Below are 17,501 nucleotides of genomic sequence, written 5' to 3'. Positions count from 1 at the left end.
TCAATGATGCCGATAAAATTTTCAATACATAAAACCATAATTACTGATGAGGCACTATGAAAAAGATAATCCTGACAGCATCGATTCTAATGGCAACAGGTTCAGCTCTTGCTGCTGAAGATAGAGGCCCCGGAACGTATGTTTGTGACATTAGAATTACTAGCTCTCATACCGAAACCGTGCTTATGCAGAAAGCAGCCGAGGTGCTTGATGAAGGTGATAAGTTTACTGCGCACATGCTGGATAATACCGTCACTTCGCCACAACTTGAAACCGTTATGGATGGAGTAAAGCAGCAAGCGACATCAAATGGAGTAACTTTTTTCAGACGTGCTAATTATGATGACAGGTTTATCATCGAGAACACTAAATCTGGATTTTTTTACAAATTACGAAACTGTGAGAAGTCATAATAAAGTAATTAAGATTTAAATGCTTAGTGAAACAAAAATTTAGCCTAGCTCTCAAAAAACCATATTATATCACAGGGATGAATATATTCATTCTAAGAATTCGCATCTAAAGAAATAACTTTACATTTGAATCAATAAGAAATTTATTTACAACCAAATTAGCATCAATAATCAACTCTAACCGACAACAGAGCGAAACCGTCAGCCGGGTATTTCTGGATAAAAAGAAGAAGAAAGCGGTGTCGCTGTCATTACCCATGTTTGTTTTGAGGGAAATCGACTAGGTTGTACGGTTAAGTGAAATTACACGGAGTGATGCGGTCGAGATGATTGTGGAGAGCGGGCTGGATGAGTTGAATAGGCACTTGAAAAAATCAATGACCACTTTTATATTCAATCTTTAATCACACATATAAAATAGCACCCTAAAAAAATTAAACACTAAGTGAATTAAGTTCTCAAATGAAAATATTTACCCCCGTCATTTCAAAGCGATAAAAATCCACATGATGGAAAAATAAATACTCACTATAATTATCAACAATTCTCATCAAGTTTTTATATAACAGTTTCAATCTTTTTTCATTACCTTTTATTAGTTCTTCTTTATGTTCTCTAGTTAAAACTTTGATGTATTTTTCTACTTTTCTGGCTAAAATGCCATTAGCTATATCAGAAACAAAAAAAACCAACTCAGCTGGCTGTCTAAATTTAGTATGCTTAGCACACATTTCATCACAAGTCTGGTGTGACAACATCCTGCGCTCAAGGTCAGAAGTCATACCTGTATAATAAGAACCATCATTGCACTTTAAAATATATACAGAATATTTTTTGTATCACACACTCAACACCTCCAAAGCCAAAATCAGGAACCATTTACATTCATGCTTAAAGATATAAATTTACATCTTAGTATATCTTTAAAATAAAAGTCACAAATTTTCATTGATGCTGCAATCATCCCCCCAGTAATTACCAGGATTTATAACGAAAGAATTTGACTTTAATCTAACCATTCTTCTTCCATTAGAATTATCAAACCAACTATTCAACCCTGTAATTTGAGAAGGAGTCAAGGCAAGTTTCCTGTGAAGATAGCTTCTGCATCCATCAACAAATGTTAAATCTCTATTGCATTCATTTTTAATGAATTGATTAATCCAGAAATCACAAGCATAAATAGCCTGTAAATTTTTTAACGAATATTCTGGAAAGTCTTTTGCATCGACTAATCGATTTAAAAAAGCATAATCACTATCAGTTAAACCTGAGTTCTTGTAGCGTTCATATACAACATCTAATTTTCGGTATTTTATTTTTTTAAAATGCTTCAACTTTTCAACACGCAATAACAAATAAGCAATTGCATTGTGCTTAATTTTATCACTCATTAATGCTGGTTTTTTGGTGGCACCTCCTGTTTCTACGGATGGAACAGTAATTTTAGGGCCAGAATCCTCACCGTCTGGTTCCAGGCAACCTTTAGTTAAATCTGGAACATTTTCATCAGGATTAACAACAAAATCAGGGTTACGTGCGCAGTTTGGTCCAGAAAATCTTTCGTTGCCATCAACATCAACAACGACATAACCTTTTCCTGAAGTAATGTAATGTGTTTTGGTTCCAAAAACACAGGCACAACGTTCAGTAAAATCAATCCGTACGACTTTCCATTGCATAGTTAAGCTTCCTATTACTACAGTATGACTTGCTCATTTAAGGGTCAGATAATTCATTTCCTATATAATATATTACTTATAAGGTATGTACTAGGACCTCTAAAATGTTGCCCTTTGGTGAATCTACATAAACGGTTTGACTCAATGAAATAAACCATGAGGTTAATTTAGCCCCCTGGATAAGTATAAGGACCACTAGCTATCCTTATACTTGATTTATAGCGATCAAGTTATTTAAAACATCAATAGTGCTCTTCAATATACTCATATGCTTTTTGGAAAAGCTCATTATCCTTCCCTAAACCAAACTGAGCAAGAGTCAGTAGCAGCGCTTTTTGTATTTCACGTGGGCCACTATTTGAATTTTGCCAACCATCAAAACGAGTGACTCTTACGATTTTATCAATCTGCTCAACAACATCACCAATTAGCTTTGGGGTAGACTCTGGGCGAGTTTCAATGAAAAGCTTGGTTAAGGCTTGCTTATTATCAGCTTCGGTTACTATTTGTTCACCCGTTTCACGTTCGGCTTGCACCGTATCTTTCGCAGCAACTAATAAGCCTTTCAACCAGTCGATGGCCTTGATAACACCAGCTTCATAGTCCTGACGCAGTTTTTCCAAACGCTCGCCCAATGCCACAAATTTAGGGTCATGACTGCCGCGCAAACGCCCCATAAGATCAATCTCCAGGCGTTTTGCGCGTTGTTCCTGTTCTTTAGCGGTCAGGGTAAAAATTGCGTGCTCATCCATGATCAACTCGTCAATATCATCGCGAATACGATTGATATCAGTATGCTCATGGATCATTTTGATGGTTTCAGGACCAAGCGCAGCCCAAACAAGCGCACCTGTCTGCCCCACCGGACGCACCGATTCATAAATTTGCGCCAGCCATTTATAGTCCTGACGATAAGGGGTCAAAAAAGGATCTGGATTGATAGCTGACCATAACTTAGATAACACTCCAAAGCTGGCAGCGAATTCATCACGCTTCTCGTTGGTCGGCAGGCATTCCTGCGCAGCCATAATACCTTCAAAACCTTCTATGGAACGATCCACACCAGGGAAGAAGGCCAGACATTTATTCAGTTGTAACGGCAAGAGCTCTTTAAATGCCTCGATTCCCTCTACAACCCCTTCAATTTCTTCAGGGTTGTAGGCCAGAGCGGTACGCAGATTTTCGAAAACGCCGAGGTAGTCGATAATTAATCCCATGTCCTTGCGTACATCATCGGTTTCGTACAACCGGTTGGTTCGGCACATGGCCTGCAGAAGCGTATGATCGCGTAAAGGCTTATCGAGATACATGCAGTAGCAAATTGGTGCATCAAAGCCCGTAAGCAGCTTGGCGGTAACGATGATAAGCTGCAACGGATGCACAGGATCTTTAAAGCATTCAATCAGATCCTTCTGTACCTGCTCTTCCGCATCAATGTGCTGCCAGCGTTCGAAATCGGCTTGTTTAACAGGTAGCTCCAGTTCGTCATGCCATTTGAGCCAGTCCTTGTTTAGCTTATCTTTTTTACCACCCTTTTCAGCTTTAACCGGAGCCTGGTCAACATTCATAACCACTTCAATTACATCAAAACCGAGCTTTTCACCGAGCAAATAATACATCTGCACACAGGCTTCGCGATCGTATACCACAACCATGCCTTTCATCTTTTTCGGCATAACATGGCTGGTAAAATGCTCAACAATGTCATTACTCACCGCAGCCATACGTCTGGGAGATTTCAGCATAATAGCCAGCTTGCCGGCGCGTCTGGACAATGCTGCTTTTTCTTCTTCATCCAGGTTATTCTCGGTAGCCAGTTGCTCGAACTCTTCGTTGATAGCATCACGATCCACTCGGAGTTCAGCCAACCGAGGTTCGAACTTCACGGGGTTAGTTGCACCATCCCGGATTGACTGTTTATAGCTATAGCGGCTCATATAGCGACCCGGATCTTCTTCGGCACCGAACAATTTGAATGTATTACGATCAATGCCAGAAATCGGTGTGCCAGTCAGGCCATAGAAGTGAGCATTGGGCAACGCCCAGCGCATTTTCTCGCCTAACCCACCTTCTTGGGTACGGTGAGCTTCGTCAACCAACACAATGATGTTGTCACGGTTGTTTAAGCCATTGGGGTTGCTATCGTCAATTTCGATATCTTTAAATTTAAAGATGGTGGTGATTAAAATGCCACGGCTGTCTTGCTCAATATATTGGCCCAACTTTTTGCAGCTTTGCACTTTAATCAGATTCTTTACGTCGGCTCCACCAAAAGTCTCGCTAATTTGACTGTCCAGATCTCGCCGGTCCACAACGATAAGTACCGTCGGGTTTTTTAACGCATTATCGGCACGCAGCATTTTAGCAGCATAAAGCATCAGCAAGGATTTGCCCGATCCCTGGAAATGCCAAATCAGACCTTTCTTTGGATAGCCTCTGCGAACACGCTCAACGATTTGTTTTGCTGCTTCAAATTGCGGATAACGCGGCAGGATTTTAACGCGTTTAGGCAACGTATTTTTGCCCGTTTTGACGGTTGAAAATAATGCGAAAGATTCCAGTAGCTGCAATAAGGTCTGCGGATTTAACAAACTCTCGCAGCTGTTGAGTACCGATGCCAAGCCCGGCAGAATCTCATCACGAAGCTCAGTATTATGCCAGGGCCCCCAGTCTTTGACTCGGGCATTAATTGCGCCATAGGCAAAGGTTTTACCTTCGCTGGCAAAGCACAGTAAGTTAGGTACAAAGAAAGATCCAACGTTTTTCCAGTAGTACTTTTTACCGCCCATAAAGTCGGCGGCACCGTCTTGCCAGGTCACACTTGGGCGCGTTGCGGTTTTAACTTCGCCCACTACCAACGGTATGCCGTTCACATACAGGACAATATCAAAATAGACTTCAGTGGCCGCGATATAGTGAACCTGCTGCGCCACCACAAAGTGGTTGTTCTCTATATTGTCAAAATCAATCAGATTGATGGTGATATGGTCGCCATTCTCGCCAAAGGGCAAGGTTTTTTCAGCCATCAACCATTCCTGGAAGTTTTCATTGGCCTTTACCAAACCGGTATGGCGGGCTTCTAAAACCACTCCCCGCAGTTTATAGATGACCTCATCGGCATAGTGAGGCTGTCTGCCGATATCAGGGTTTAACGAACAAAGCGCGTCTTTTAGCCACTCATCAACAAAGATATCCTGCGCTTGTTTAGGCAGATTTTCTCCGTGGTGGTATGTCCACTTGACACCGCTTAAACCTTTTAAACGGTCGATAATTCCATTCTCTGTGACGGTTTGTTCGTTAAACATTTATATCACCTCAAATATTTTTTGCATATAAGACTTCTTCACTCTAATAATACTTTCTAATTTTGACAGGACGGCCAAATGTAATTTCTCCGCATCTGACAAACAACTTTCAATTTTTTTTATTTCGTTTCTTGGCGGAATAGGCAACATAATGCTTTCAAAAACTTGTGCAGGTATTCTTTGTCTCCCAGTAGAACCTTCCATATTGTTTATGGAAAATTGTCGCACACGGTTTGTTCTGCAAAGATGATAAAGATATTCAGAAGATATATTTTTCGGGGACAGCACTATAAATTCAGTAGAGCCTTGTCCCACGGAATTATCCTCTAAAAAATCGACTATGGCCATTTTTCCATTTTCGGCGCAAGGCGTAATACGTGCAAACAATATGTCATCATTCTTAAATCTCGAACCACCGCTCCCTATCTTCTTAATACTTAACTCACCATTAACTTTCATGGAGTCTGTATCCAGAGTAGCCATTTCGCAAAAAGTGACTTCCGACTGTTCGCCATACCTATAAGTTGGGTTTATCGTTGCCAAATAAGAAAATGGTTTAATTTCCCATCCATCAGGAATATTCCCCCAATGAGTTGAAATTAGGTTCTTTGAGCTTCCACCTTTATATAAAAGTTCAGCTCTTGTTGCAGAACGAAGTTTAATTGAACTATTAATTAAACTCCAGCACTGCCATATAGTCTCTTCAATTGATTGAAAGACTTTGAGCATTTTCTTTTGTAGGTTAACATCGGGAAATAGGAAGGTTTGCGTTGCTAGCGTTTTCCATTTTATTGTAGGAGATAATGAACCTTCAGAAATCGCTACTGCACGATTCATAAATACATCAGACTGCAGAAAAAATGGCAAAAACTCAGGAATGACCTTTGCTGAATTGGCTTCCAGTACCATAGCATGAGCCGAACAGATACAATCCCAATCCGCTACCGCGACTTTACGTTGATAAGCACGACGCTTGCCAAAAATTATCTGGCCTTTTTTCACTAAAAGCTTCTGTCCTTCAACATCGCTGGGTGTACCATGACGTTTGATCTTCAGGCTATCAGGATCTAAATGCTCCAAACCGACATAAACTTTAAGATCTGTCTCGCTCGGTTCTACACGTTTGGATATATGTTTCGCGATATCTCCAAACTTCACCATCTGCCAGCCTTCAGGTAATTTATGTTCAACCATTTACTGCTCCACCTTGCTTTCAACGTTATATCCAAGCGCTGCAAGGCTTTGGAATAATTTATTAGTTTGTTTTTTTAGCTGAGTGCGACTTATTTTCCACGCCTCAATTACATGTTCAATGTTATGTGCTTCTGCGTTACTTTGTGCTTGCACATATAGTGGAATTGACAGGTTATAGAGATTCTCTTTTATAACGTCGATATCCATCAAAGCGGTGATATCGCTCTGCTTTTCAGGTGTAAAGTAAGCCTCACATAACACTGTTAGATTATCATAGGATAAACGGCTATGGGCACGTTCACGGGTGACATGCTCAACCCCGTTGATAAACAACACTTTGTTTTTGCGCTCAGCTGGCTTATTGCTGTTAAGCACTACCACGCAAGACTCCATCGGCGAGTTATAAAACAGGTTCGGCCCCAAACCAATCACCGCTTCAATAATGTCCGATTCAATCACCTGTTTACGAATGCTCTGCTCAGAATCGCGGAACAGCACGCCATGGGGCCAAAGCATGGCGGCACGACCAGTCTCTGGCTTCAGACTTTTAATGATATGAGTGTAAAATGCATAATCAGCGCAGCCCTGCGGTGGCACGCCATAGAGATTACGCCCATATGGATCGGCGGCAAACTTGTCACGATTCCACTTCTTGATGGAATATGGCGGGTTGGCAAAAATTACATCAAACTGCTTGAGCCGATCGTTTTCAATAAACTTAGGCTCAGCCAGAGTGTCACCACGTAGTACATCAAATTCTTCAATATCGTGCAGGAACATATTCATACGAGCAATAGCTGAAGTCAGCAAGTTCACTTCCTGGCCATAAAGGTGCACAGAGCGCCACTCTTCCCCTCTTGCACGAAGATCCATCACTGCATTTAGCAACATCCCTCCAGTGCCGCACGTCGGATCATAGGCAGTTTCACCCGGTTTTAAGCCCATAATGCGCGTCATTAAATGCACGACTGTTCGATTGGTATAAAACTCTGCTGCCGTATGGCCGGAATCATCAGCGAACTTTTTAATCAGGTATTCGTAGGCTTCACCAAGATCATCCTGGGCGACAGATTTAATGCCAAGCGGAATTTTACTAAAATGTTCAATCAGATCAGCCAGCAGATGATCGGGCAGGCGTTCTTTATTAGTCCACTGCGCATCACCGAAGACGCCATGTAAACGCGGGTTATTGGCTTCAATCAGTCGAAGCGCATTCTGAATCGCTTCACCAATGTTTTTACTGGTATTACGGACCTTTTCCCAAGCTGCCTCAGAGGGAATGTTGAAACGGTGAAACATCGGCATAGCGGCATATTCGGCATCACCTTCATGGAGCTCCATCGCCTCGTTATATTCTTCCAGATAGACATCTGACAGGCGTTTATAAAACAGCAAGGGGAAGACATACTGCTTGTAGTCTGATGCGTCGATTTGGCCACGAAGAAACTCAGCAGCTCCCCAGAGCAGCTCTTCCAGCTTTTTATTACTCATAGTACTCATACCTCGAACCCTTCTTTGATAAGCAGGGCTTCCAGCTCCTCTTCGGCTTCTTCCAGCTCAGCCAGCTTCCGTTGAAAATCTTTGAGCGCCTCTTCCACAGTGATGGTTTCTTCTTCGAGTGGCTTTTGCACATAACGAGCAATATTTAGATTGAAGTCATTTTCTTCAATCTCCTTTAGAGGAACCCAGCGCGCTACACCTTCGATTTCTTTTGCATCTGGTCCCTGTTGCGCCTGGTCATGATAGATTTGGTATATGTCATCGGCCTGCTTGTTGGACAGCGTATTCTGCGCACGCCCCTTGTTATAGATTTCTTCAGCATTGATGATCAATACATGATCTTTATGCGTTGCTGGGCGTGATTTGCGCAGTACCAAAATACACGCAGGAATACCAGTGCCGTAGAACAGATTGGAAGCGACACCAATAATCGCCACAATGCAATTTTCTTGCAGCAATTTGGTTCGAATTCCCCCCTCAGCTCCGCCACGAAACAGCACACCATGAGGTAACACGACCGCCATACGTCCATTGTCGTTAAGTGAAGCAAACATATGCTGCACCCAAGCAAAATCACCATTTGTTTTAGGCGCCAGACCATATTGCTTACGGCCATAGGGATCGCTCGACCACAGATCGTATCCCCATTCCTTCAAGCTAAATGGTGGATTAGCAACAACGCAATCGAAGGTTTCTAAACGATCGCTTTGTAAAAACTTAGGTTCACGCAGCGTATCACCGCGAACAATATCGAAATCTTCCTGACCGTGCAGGAACAGGTTCATTCGCGCGATGGCTTCGGTGGTCAGGTTTTTTTCCTGACCTTTAATTTTTAGCAAGCGCGGATCACCGCCGTTTTCTTTAACATGGTGAATAGTCTCGAGCAACATACCGCCAGTACCACAAGCAGGGTCGTAAACGCTCTCACCGGCTTTTGGATCAAGAATATTAACCATCAAGCGAACAATAGTCCTTGGGGTGTAGAATTCACCAGCTTTCTTGTTAGCTTTATCAGCAAAACGTTTGATCAGGTACTCGTATGCACGCCCCATGTCATCGTCACGGACACTGGCAACGCCGAGATTCACCTTGTTGAAATGATTAAGTAACGTAGCCAGTAACTCATCAGAAAGGCGTTCTTTATTGGTCCAGCTGGCATCGCCAAAAATGCCATGCAGTTTAGAGTTTGCCAGTTCTATACCACGGAAGGAGTCTTTTAATGCCTGACCGATGTCTTTGGTCTCAGCGAAAACATCGCGCCAGTGACAATTCTCTGGTATCTGAATGCGGTGAAACATCTTACCCTTGGCAAGCTCTGCATCCCCAACTCTCTCCATCGCATCGGCAAATTCTTCGTCATATACGTCACAAATGCGCTTGAAGAACAGGACTGGGAAAATGTACGTTTTGTAATCTGATGCATCGATAGGCCCGGTGATAATATGGGCAGCATGCCAGAGGTGGGCTTCAAGATCTTTTAAATTAATCAGTGTCATAGTTTTCCCTAATCGATTCTGCAACTTCAGAATTTTTTTGCAGCATATAAGATTTTAACGCTCAAAAAGCAAACAATACCTGCCAGAGTTTTACAATTTTAAAGTATGAAAAATGACCACCACAATGCCTAGTGAAGTACCTAAAGTTGCAAATCATAAACTCGAACTCTTCTTCAAACCAAACCTCTTATAAATTATCGATGAGATTAGGCATCGATAATAATGTAATCAATAAATGTGCATTTCATACGTTTTGAGTAGAGCTACCTATACTTAAAATTATTTTCGCTAGAGAAATCTAAAATTGACATGCTCAAACCATAACTATTTTAAACAGGATTGTGATATTGGCGTCATTCTATCGCATTTAATTATCTGATTTCATTAAGTAAAGCTAATGCCAGTATTTTTAAATCGCATAGGATTCACTGAGTATCAATAGCTCTCAGCTTATGTTCCTGATTAAGATAATATGGTGTTTACGAAATAGAGATAAATTAGAGAAGATATTACAGAGGGAGATGGTACGCCCTACAGGATTCGAACCTGTGACCTACGGCTTAGAAGGCCGGTGCTCTATCCAACTGAGCTAAGGGCGCATAGTGATTGGGTCGGATTATACGTCCAGCGGCTCGCGCGTCAACGTTTTTGCCCTTCCACAGCAGCGGAGTGCTGCCAGATTAACCAAAACCCCTTAATGCCGCTTGCGCCAGTCGCTTAACGACACCAGATTGCCGCTCTGCTCCGTTTCACCTTCCAGCTCAATCCCTTGCTGGGTGAAGTGCGCATTGTACTGGTCGCGCAGCGCATGCAGTTCCTGGCTGTCCGGCTCCAGCTGACGCAGGAACCCCAACGCCAGCAACAACTGCTGCCTCGATATCAACGCTGGGAAACCCGCCCGGATCAAAATGCCATGCCAGCGCTGCATGTTCTCGTCGCTGCCATCGACAATTAGCACCTGCCAAATCAGCAGCACCGCCGCGCCGTTGTGCAGATGCGTGTCGTTATCGCCCGCAATGTAGTCGGTGAACTCTTTTGCCGCCTCTTTGCCCATCAGCGACAGCATCGATTCGATATGTACCGGCGGCAACTGCAACCGTTTATTGAGCGCCTGCACCGCATGGCGCGAGCTGGCTGTCAGCAGCTGAAAACCGACCACGAACACCACCGCCAGCGTGGCGAGAATTAACCAAATCATCACGTCATCCATCTCATTCACTGCCGGGCATCATAAGCGCTAATGCGGGCTGGCGCCACGGCGAAAAATCGGGAAAGCAGCGTAGAGGGCGAATCTCTACCTGACAGCCGCACGCGCTTCTGACAGAATAGGCGCCATCCCCGATTTAACCCTCTACAGATGGATTTCCTCTCTGATGGCAGCAAAAATTATTGACGGTAAAACGATTGCGCAGCAGGTGCGCCTTGAGGTTGCCGAAAAAGTACAGCAGCGTCTGGCGGCTGGTAAACGTGCGCCCGGTTTGGCAGTGGTGCTGGTGGGTGAAAACCCGGCTTCGCAGATCTATGTTGCCAGCAAACGTCGTGCTTGTGATGAAGTGGGCTTCATCTCCCGTTCCTATGATCTGCCGGCCACCACCAGCGAAGCAGAGCTGCTGGAGCTGATTGATAAGCTGAATAATGACAACGAGATCGATGGCATTCTGGTGCAGCTGCCGCTGCCAGCCGGCATCGATAACGTCAAAGTGCTGGAGCGCATCGTGCCCGACAAAGACGTGGATGGTTTCCATCCGTACAACGTCGGTCGTCTGTGCCAGCGCGCGCCAAAGCTGCGTCCATGTACGCCGCGCGGCATCGTCACCTTACTGGAGCGCTACAATATCGATACTTACGGCCTGAACGCCGTGGTGGTTGGCGCATCGAATATTGTTGGCCGTCCGATGAGCATGGAGCTGCTGCTTGCCGGTTGCACCACCACCGTCACGCACCGTTTCACCAAAGATTTGCGTCATCACGTTGAGCACGCCGATCTGCTGGTGGTGGCGGTCGGTAAGCCGGGCTTTATTCCGGGCGACTGGATCAAGCCGGGCGCGGTGGTGATTGATGTCGGTATCAACCGTCTCGACAGCGGTAAAGTGGTCGGTGATGTGGAGTTCGATGCGGCATCTAAGCGTGCCTCGTACATCACGCCCGTTCCAGGCGGCGTCGGTCCGATGACGGTCGCTACATTGATCCAAAACACGCTGACCGCGTGCGAAGAATTTCACGACATTGAGGAGGCATAATGGCCAGTTTTTCTCTCGGTAAACATGCCCACGTTGATTTGTGCGACCTGCTGAAACTCGAAGGTTGGGTGCAGAGCGGTGCGCAGGCGAAAGCGGTGATTGCGGAAGGCGAAGTGCGCGTAGATGGCGCAGTGGAAACGCGTAAGCGCTGCAAGATTGTAGAAGGCCAGAAAGTTGAGTTTGCTGGCTTTAAGATCACGGTTGTCGCGTAATGAGGTGATGGTCGCCGTGAATGGCGTCATCACGTAAGGTGCAGTAATTGATACGGTCGCCATGAATGGCGACCCTTATATCTCGATCATTCTCCTCCGGGTGCTATGATCCCCGACTGATCATCGGGAAGTTGCTGGTGAGATGGGGGCGACCCCTGGGCACAAAGCCTGCTTAGTAGATTCATCCCCGGCAACTTAACTCCCGCCTTCAAGACCGGACGGTATCCTGTGCTTCGAGCACGCATCCATAAGGATGGTCATGGCGGTTTCCCTGATGCTGTTAAGGAGAATCTATGCAAACACGTATGCCCGTCGGTATTGATATTGCTTCGAAAAAGTTTGATGTGGCCGTCTGGAAAGGCGAGACGTCTTACAAAACCAAAGTCTTCCCCAACACGCCTAAAGGCTTCAGCGCCCTGAAGAAATGGCTGGGGCCGTTCGGCTGCTGCCATATCTGCATGGAGGCCACCGGCGCGTACAGCGAGCCGCTGGCCACCTTCCTGCACGATGAGGGCTATGACGTCAGCGTGGAAAATCCGGCGCGCATTAAGCGCTTTGGCCAGGCCGAACTGAACCGTAATAAGACGGATAAGGACGACGCGCGCATGATAGCGCGCTACTGCAAAATGCACGGCCCCTCGCTGTGGCAGCCGGCACCACTCAATGAGCGCAGGCTGAAAGCGCTGGTGAAGCGCCTGACGAACCTTCAGGAAATGCGGCAGATGGAAGAGAACCGTCTGGAGATATCGGATGCGGTAGTGCAGCCCTCAATCCGCGTGGTCATTGCGGCGCTGGATGCGCAGATAGACGAAACAAAGCGGGCAATAAACGACCATATCAATAATGACCCGGACCTTAAAAAGAACAAAGAGCTGCTTGAATCTATCCCGGGTATCGCGGGCGTGCTGAGCAGCACGATGCTGGCGTATATGGGCGATATGTCGAGGTTCAGAAGCAGCAAGGCGCTTGTGGCGTGGGTGGGTCTGAACCCGATGCGGCAGGAGTCCGGCGAGTGGAAAGGCAAAAGCCGGATATCGAAGATGGGGAACAGCGCGATGCGTAAGGCGTTGTACATGCCAGCGATAGTGGCAATGAGGTGGAATCCGGCGGTCATCTCGCTGAAGAACCGTCTGGATGCGGGCAGGAAAACGGGAAAAGTCGTGGTATGCGCGGCGATGAAGAAGCTGCTCCAGCTGGCTTATGGTGTGCTGAAATCAGGCCGTCCGTTCGATACCAAAATATGTCTTGCCAGGTAACTGGCAAGACGGTATCTACAAAAGACGCTCTTCCCCCACCACGCGCGTTTCCCCTTCTATCTGCTCCAGCTCGATATGATTCACCGCCGTATGTTCGGCAATCAGCGTCGCCAGTTTTGGTGAATGGCTGGTGATCCACAGTTGGCTGAACTGGCTGGCTTCGGCGATCAGGCGCGCCAAGGCGGGCAGCAGATCTTCATGCAGGCTGTTTTCCGGTTCATTCAGCGCCATAAACGCTGGCGGACGCGGGCTGAGTAACGCCACCACTAAGCAAAGAAAACGCAGCGTGCCATCAGAGAACTCAGCGCTCTCCAGCGGACGCAAAATCCCGCGCCGCGACATCAGCATCTGAAAGCGCCCGTTCTGCACATCCACGTGAAATTCGGTATCCGGGAAAGCATCATCCATCACCTGAAACAACAGCTCGTGATGGCCGCGCTCGACGATAGTGGCCCACGCCGCCGCCAGATTGCTGCCATCGTGGCTCAGCACCGGCGCACGCACGCCAATCTGCGGCGCACGAATCGGCGAACCGGGCCAGACGGCAAACTCATGATAAAAACGCCACTGGCGCAGCCGTTCGCGCACCTGCGAAAGCTCGGGATAGAGATGCGGTTCGCCCAGTTGCCCAAACAGCGACTCTTCCGGATGCAGCACCGCCGGATAACTCACGCGCTCGCCATCAACGTTATGCAGGAAAGCGGTTTGATTAGTGCGCTGCAGGATGCAGGAAGAAGGACGCCGCCGCTGGCCGCTCATCCACAAGCGTTCCTCTTTCACCAGCGGATCGAGGTTGAACATGCTGGTGGCTAAAGGCTCAGGAAAACCGACATCGATCTGGTAATCCATGTCGTCCATTACCACCGCCAATGAAAGACGTTTAGGATCGTGGCGCCGATCGCCGCGCCGTAAGCCGCCCGCCCACATCGCTTTCTGAATGCCGCCCTCTTCTGCCAGCGCCAGCGCTAAGCGCCCGCTGGCCGCTTCGTGCAGCAGCCGCACCGCTTTATACAAATTGGATTTGCCGCAGCCGTTGGGTCCGCTCACCACGTTGAGCTGTTGTAGCGGTAGCGTGAGATCGCGCACCGAGCGGAAGCCGTGAATCTGAATCTGTTCAATCGCCATAATAAAAAAGGGCGATTTCTCGCCCTCTCCGGTTATTTGCGTCGCCAGCTGGAACCTTGTGGCCCATCCTCAACGATCACGCCCAACTCGTTGAGCTTATCGCGCGCCACATCCGCCTGCGCCCAATCTTTGGCTGCACGCGCGTCGGAACGGGCTTTCACCCAATGCTCGATCTCCGCTACTTCGTCGTCATTGACCTGCGCACCGCTCTGCAGGAACTGCTCTGGGTCCTGCTGCAGAATGCCGAGCACGTTGGCAATCTGGCGCAGTTTCGCCGCCAACGCATCGGCCGCCGCTTTATCTTCGCTTTTCAAGCGATTCACTTCACGCGCCATATCGAACAACACCGAATAGGCTTCCGGCGTGTTGAAGTCGTCATCCATCGCGGTACGGAAACGCGCTTCAAACTCTTCGCCACCCGCCGCTGTGGTGTTGGCGTCGGTGTGACGCAGCGCGGTGTACAAGCGCTCAAGCGCCGCACGCGCCTGATTGAGGTTATCTTCGCCGTAGTTGAGCTGGCTGCGATAGTGGCCCGACATCAGAAAGTAACGCACGGTTTCGGCATCGTAATGCTGCAACACATCGCGCACGGTGAAGAAGTTATCCAGCGATTTCGACATCTTCTCGCGATCAACCATCACCATGCCGGAGTGCATCCAGTAATTCACATACGGACCATCGTGCGCGCAGGTGGATTGCGCCACTTCGTTTTCATGGTGCGGGAACATCAGATCCGAGCCGCCGCCGTGAATGTCGAAATGGGTGCCGAGCTGTTTGCAGTTCATCGCCGAACATTCGATGTGCCAGCCTGGACGGCCGTTGCCCCACGGCGAATTCCACGCCGGTTCGTCGGCTTTGGACATTTTCCACAGCACGAAGTCCATTGGATTGCGCTTCACATCCGCCACTTCGACGCGCGCACCGGCCTGCAGCTGTTCCAGATCCTGACGCGACAGCACGCCGTAAGCTTTGTCGCTCAGCACGTCAAACATCACATCGCCATTGTCAGCGACGTAAGCGTGATTACGTTCAATCAGCGTGCCGACCAGCTCGATGATCTCATCGATATGGCGCGTGGCGCGCGGCTCCAGATCCGGCGGCAGGATGCCGAGTGCGGCGAAATCGTTATGCATTTCAGCGATCATGCGGTTGGTCAGCGTTTCAATGCTTTCACCGTTTTGATTGGCACGTTTGATAATTTTGTCATCGATATCGGTGATGTTACGCACATACTTCAGCTGATAGCCCACGTAACGCAGATAACGCGCCACCACGTCGAATGCCACAAAGGTACGCCCATGGCCGATATGACAGAGGTCGTAAACCGTAATACCACACACGTACATACCGATTTCACCGGCATGGATGGGTTTGAATTCCTCTTTCTGTCGACTCAGGGTGTTATAAATCTTTAGCATTGAACGGTTCCGTTTGTTTTACGTGTGCGGGAATAGAACTATCAAAAATCTAGCTGTTTATTGCGTCAGCCGATCGGTTAAACATGGTATTCAATGACCGCACATTCCGTAGCGGCGCGATTTATCGCGCAATAAATTGCGCCGCTACGATGTCTGCGCTCTGTGTGATCTGTTTTCATCGCTTAACTGACCAACGTCAAGCCGGTTATTGTGCCGTATTTTTCTCAGTTGTGCATCGCTCGGTTGCCAACTGCCGTCCGGTTACTGACGCGTTATTGGAAATTGTGATATAAGAAGCGTCTACAAAAATGCCCCGCCGCCTTGCAGGCGCGGCAGACGACACTGACGACAAACCTGACAGGAAGAAAATAATGGTCACTTTCCAGACGAACCATGGCGATATCGTAATTAAAACCTTCGATGACAAAGCGCCGGCTACCGTGAAGAACTTCCTGGAATACTGCGCGGAAGGTTTTTACGATAACACTATCTTCCATCGCGTAATCAACGGTTTCATGGTTCAGGGCGGCGGTTTTGAGCCTGGCATGAAGCAGAAAGACACCAAAGCCGATATCCGCAACGAAGCGAACAACGGCCTGAAAAACACCAAAGGTACGCTGGCGATGGCGCGTACGCAGGCTCCACACTCGGCCACTGCGCAATTCTTTATCAACGTAGCAGACAACGACTTCCTGAATTTCCGTGACGAAAGCCTGCAAGGCTGGGGTTACTGCGTGTTCGCTGAAGTGGTTGAAGGCATGGACGTGGTTGAGAAAATCAAAGCGGTGAAAACTGGCCGCAGCGGCATGCATCAGGACGTTCCGGTTGAAGACGTTGTCATCCAGAAAGTGACTGTTAGCGAGTAATGTCGCGCACGCTGTTTATCGCAGATCTGCATCTGTGCAATGAAGAACCGGCAATTACTGCCGGTTTTCTGCATTTTTTGCAGGGTGAAGCGCGTTCGTGCGATGCGCTTTACATCCTTGGCGATCTGTTTGAAGCCTGGATCGGCGACGACGATCCCAATCCACTGCATCAGCAAATTGCTGCGGCGCTCAAGGCGCTGCCGGTGCCGAAATTCTTCATTCACGGTAATCGCGACTTCCTGCTCGGTCAACGCTTCGCGCGGGCTTCTGGCATGACGCTGCTGCCGGAAGAACAGGTGTTGGAGCTGTACAGACATCGCGTATTAATTATGCACGGCGACACCCTGTGCACCGACGATGAAGGTTATCAGCGTTTTCGCGCCAAAGTGCATCAGCGCTGGTTGCAGCGTCTGTTCCTTGCGCTGCCGCTGCGCCTGCGCATGCGCATTGCCGCGCGCATGCGTAATGGCAGCAAACAGGCCAATCAGCACAAGTCGGTCAGCATTATGGACGTCAATCAGCACGCCGTTGAGGAAGCGATGACACGCCACAAGCTGCAGATACTGATTCACGGCCACACGCATCGCCCGGCGATTCATCAGTTCTCGCTGCACGGCGAAAACGCTCAGCGCGCGGTGCTCGGTGCCTGGCATGAGCATGGCTCGATGATTCAGCTTGATGCCAGCGGCGTAAGCCTGATCGAATTCCCCTTCTGACATCCGGGCGTAAATGCCCGTTTTCCGCCTACGCAACCGTTTTCCTTGCTGCCATCTCATGCTATTCTCTGTGCCCTT

General features: G+C 47.7%; 14 protein-coding genes, 1 tRNA gene and 1 pseudogene. 6 read left to right on the top strand and 10 right to left on the bottom strand.

Annotated features, from left to right (window positions below; genetic code table 11):
• Positions 1-56 precede the first annotated feature (56 nt).
• Positions 57-413, top strand: coding sequence for a hypothetical protein (locus WH298_RS14945; RefSeq protein WP_180823214.1), 357 nt, complete (start codon positions 57-59; stop codon positions 411-413).
• Positions 414-871: 458 nt separating this feature from the next.
• Here WH298_RS14945 and WH298_RS14940 read toward each other — a convergent pair.
• The 8 genes and pseudogenes from WH298_RS14940 to WH298_RS14905 all read right to left on the bottom strand — a co-directional run.
• A pseudogene (locus WH298_RS14940) lies at positions 872-1,234 on the bottom strand (GIY-YIG nuclease family protein); the annotation flags it as partial.
• Positions 1,235-1,348: 114 nt separating this feature from the next.
• Positions 1,349-2,095 (bottom strand): hypothetical protein, encoded by a 747-nt coding sequence (locus tag WH298_RS14935; protein ID WP_180823213.1) that lies wholly within the window; start codon positions 2,093-2,095, stop codon positions 1,349-1,351.
• Between the two features lie 242 nt (positions 2,096-2,337).
• Complete coding sequence (locus tag WH298_RS14930; protein ID WP_180823212.1) at positions 2,338-5,400, bottom strand: type I restriction endonuclease subunit R; 3,063 nt, start codon at positions 5,398-5,400, stop codon at positions 2,338-2,340.
• On the bottom strand, positions 5,401-6,594 hold the full coding sequence (locus WH298_RS14925; protein WP_180823211.1) for a restriction endonuclease subunit S: 1,194 nt from the start codon (positions 6,592-6,594) through the stop codon (positions 5,401-5,403).
• A complete protein-coding gene (locus tag WH298_RS14920; RefSeq protein WP_202883436.1) occupies positions 6,595-8,085 on the bottom strand; it encodes a type I restriction-modification system subunit M in 1,491 nt (496 codons plus the stop codon). It lies immediately after the preceding gene.
• Positions 8,086-8,090: 5 nt separating this feature from the next.
• Positions 8,091-9,590, bottom strand: coding sequence for a type I restriction-modification system subunit M (locus WH298_RS14915; protein ID WP_180823209.1), 1,500 nt, complete (start codon positions 9,588-9,590; stop codon positions 8,091-8,093).
• Positions 9,591-10,112: 522 nt separating this feature from the next.
• Positions 10,113-10,189: transfer RNA gene (locus WH298_RS14910), tRNA-Arg, on the bottom strand.
• Positions 10,190-10,284: 95 nt separating this feature from the next.
• Positions 10,285-10,788 carry a DUF1198 family protein gene (locus WH298_RS14905; protein WP_180823208.1) on the bottom strand — a complete coding sequence of 168 codons (504 nt, stop codon included), beginning with the start codon at positions 10,786-10,788 and terminating at the stop codon, positions 10,285-10,287.
• Positions 10,789-10,963: 175 nt separating this feature from the next.
• On the opposite strand from WH298_RS14905, the gene folD reads away from it, so the two are divergent.
• The 3 genes from folD (at position 10,964) to WH298_RS14890 (ending at position 13,298) form a co-directional block, all read left to right on the top strand.
• A complete protein-coding gene (gene folD / locus WH298_RS14900) occupies positions 10,964-11,830 on the top strand; it encodes a bifunctional methylenetetrahydrofolate dehydrogenase/methenyltetrahydrofolate cyclohydrolase FolD (RefSeq protein WP_180823207.1) in 867 nt (288 codons plus the stop codon).
• Positions 11,830-12,042: a ribosome-associated protein YbcJ gene (gene ybcJ / locus WH298_RS14895; RefSeq protein ID WP_007890771.1), complete on the top strand. Its 213-nt coding sequence runs from the start codon at positions 11,830-11,832 to the stop codon at positions 12,040-12,042. Before folD ends, ybcJ begins: the two co-directional genes overlap by 1 nt.
• A gap of 293 nt (positions 12,043-12,335) precedes the next feature.
• A complete protein-coding gene (locus tag WH298_RS14890) occupies positions 12,336-13,298 on the top strand; it encodes an IS110 family RNA-guided transposase (RefSeq protein ID WP_180823206.1) in 963 nt (320 codons plus the stop codon).
• Positions 13,299-13,313: 15 nt separating this feature from the next.
• Here the strand turns inward: WH298_RS14890 and WH298_RS14885 are convergent, their stop codons facing one another.
• Positions 13,314-14,423 carry an AAA family ATPase gene (locus tag WH298_RS14885; protein ID WP_007890772.1) on the bottom strand — a complete coding sequence of 370 codons (1,110 nt, stop codon included), beginning with the start codon at positions 14,421-14,423 and terminating at the stop codon, positions 13,314-13,316.
• A 32-nt stretch (positions 14,424-14,455) separates the two neighbouring features.
• Positions 14,456-15,841, bottom strand: coding sequence for a cysteine--tRNA ligase (gene cysS / locus WH298_RS14880; RefSeq protein ID WP_180823205.1), 1,386 nt, complete (start codon positions 15,839-15,841; stop codon positions 14,456-14,458).
• A 371-nt stretch (positions 15,842-16,212) separates the two neighbouring features.
• Between cysS and ppiB the strand changes: the two genes are divergently transcribed.
• Together ppiB and WH298_RS14870 are read left to right on the top strand one after the other, a co-directional pair.
• Positions 16,213-16,707, top strand: a complete 495-nt coding sequence (gene ppiB / locus WH298_RS14875) for a peptidylprolyl isomerase B (RefSeq protein ID WP_049850842.1) — start codon at positions 16,213-16,215, stop codon at positions 16,705-16,707.
• Positions 16,707-17,423, top strand: coding sequence for a UDP-2,3-diacylglucosamine diphosphatase (locus tag WH298_RS14870; protein ID WP_180823204.1), 717 nt, complete (start codon positions 16,707-16,709; stop codon positions 17,421-17,423). The genes ppiB and WH298_RS14870 overlap by 1 nt, the downstream gene beginning before the upstream one ends.
• The last annotated feature ends 78 nt before the right edge of the window (positions 17,424-17,501 follow it).

Origin of the sequence: Pantoea nemavictus, from assembly GCF_037479095.1 — a bacterium.
In the GTDB taxonomy this organism is placed as follows: domain Bacteria; phylum Pseudomonadota; class Gammaproteobacteria; order Enterobacterales; family Enterobacteriaceae; genus Pantoea; species Pantoea nemavictus.
Note: the sequence above shows the minus strand (reverse complement) of the source record. Positions and strands in the feature narration are given on the sequence as shown.